Origin of the sequence: Serratia sp. X10 (genome assembly GCF_017811775.1) — a bacterium.
Lineage (GTDB): Bacteria > Pseudomonadota > Gammaproteobacteria > Enterobacterales > Enterobacteriaceae > Serratia > Serratia ureilytica.
Map to the genome: position 1 here is coordinate 1 of NZ_JAEIOH010000023.1, position 1,043 is coordinate 1,043.

The 1,043-nt window shown below is 68.5% G+C and carries 1 protein-coding gene; it reads left to right on the plus strand.

The window, feature by feature from the left end:
* A partial coding sequence (locus J9788_RS24965) for a condensation domain-containing protein (RefSeq protein ID WP_304621819.1) occupies positions 1 to 1,043 on the plus strand: 1,043 nt, incomplete at both ends.

A 1,043-nucleotide genomic window follows, 5' to 3' on the forward strand; every position in this document is an offset into this window, starting at 1 on the left:
GGCGACGCTGGCGACGCACCCGGCGGTGCGCGAAGCGGTGGTGGATGCGCGCGCGGTGGGCGACGACAAGCGGCTGGTGGCGTGGGTGGTGCCGGCGGCGGACGTGGCGGAAGAGACGCTGGCGGGCGCGCTGCGGCAGCATGTGAGCGCGGCGCTGCCGGACTACATGGTGCCGTCGGCCTGGGTGGTGGTGGCGGCGTTGCCGCTGTCGCCGAACGGCAAGTTGGACCGGCGGGCGCTGCCGGAGCCGCAGGGGATGCAGAGCCAGGCGGCGTACGAAGCGCCGCAGGGTGAGCGCGAAACGCTGCTGGCGGAGATCTGGCGCGAGTTGCTCAACGTGGAGCGGGTTGGCCGCCACGACAACTTCTTCGAACTGGGCGGTCACTCGCTGCTGGCGGTACGTCTGACCAACCGTCTGCAACAGATGGAATGGCAGCTGCCGTTGCAGACCCTGTTCGCCAATCCGACGCTGCACGTAGTGGCGCAGCAACTGCAAAGGACGAGTGAAGCGCTGCCGCCGATCGAGGCTCTGCCGCGCGATGCCGCATTGCCGCTGTCGTTTGCTCAGCAGCGCTTGTGGTTCCTGACCCAGTTGGAGGGAATGAGCGAAACCTACCATATCCCGCTGGCGCTGAGCCTGCGCGGCGAGCTGGATCTGCCTGCCTGGCGGCAGAGTCTGGATGCGCTCTATGCCCGTCACGAAGCGTTGCGCAGCCGGTTTATCACCGTCGAGGGGCAGCCGCAGACGCACATTCTGCCGGCAGACGCGCTGCCGTTGACGGTTCACGATCTGCGTGGGCAGCAGGATGCCCAAAGCCGAGCGCGGCAACTGGCGCAGCACCTGGCGGAGGCGCCTTTCGATTTGACGCAGGGGCCGCTGGTGCGCGCCGCGCTGCTCCGTCTGGCGGATGAGGAGCATCTGTTCCTGCTCACCTGCCATCACATCGTCTCCGACGGCTGGTCGACCGGCATACTGCTGCGCGAATTGGGCGCGCTGTACGGCGCTTTCCGTCGCGGCGAGGCCGATCCGCTGCCGCCGCCGA